This window comes from Rothia mucilaginosa, from assembly GCF_964210535.1.
GTDB classification, from domain to species: Bacteria; Actinomycetota; Actinomycetes; order Actinomycetales; family Micrococcaceae; genus Rothia; species Rothia mucilaginosa_F.
On the sequence record NZ_CAXOMR010000051.1, the window covers coordinates 1 to 404 of the forward strand.

The 404-nt window shown below is 62.6% G+C and carries 1 protein-coding gene; it reads left to right on the forward strand.

The window, feature by feature from the left end; all coding sequences use genetic code 11:
• Positions 1 to 404: transposase (locus AB8C10_RS09260; protein WP_368867562.1), on the forward strand; the 404-nt coding region annotated here is incomplete at both ends.

Consider the following 404-nt stretch of genomic DNA (forward strand, 5'->3'; position numbering starts at 1 on the left):
ACCAGTGATGCCCATCTGGGCCTGGTTGAGGCCATCGCCGCCAACCTACCCGGAGCCACCTGGCAACGATGCCGTACCCACTACGCCGCGAATCTCATGTCCATCACCCCCAAAGCGCTATGGCCCGCCGTCAAAGCGATGCTGCACTCGGTGTACGACCAACCCGACGCCGCCTCAGTCAACGCTCAATACGACCGACTCTTGGACTACGTGCACGACAAGCTCCCCGCTGTGTGTGATCACCTCGATCAAGCCAGGGCAGACGTCCTCGCCTTCGCGTCCTTCCCCACCGGGGTATGGACCCAGATCTGGTCCAACAACCCCAATGAGCGCCTCAACCGCGAAATCCGCCGACGCACCGACACCGTGGGAATCTTCCCCAACCGCCAGGCCATCATCCGCCT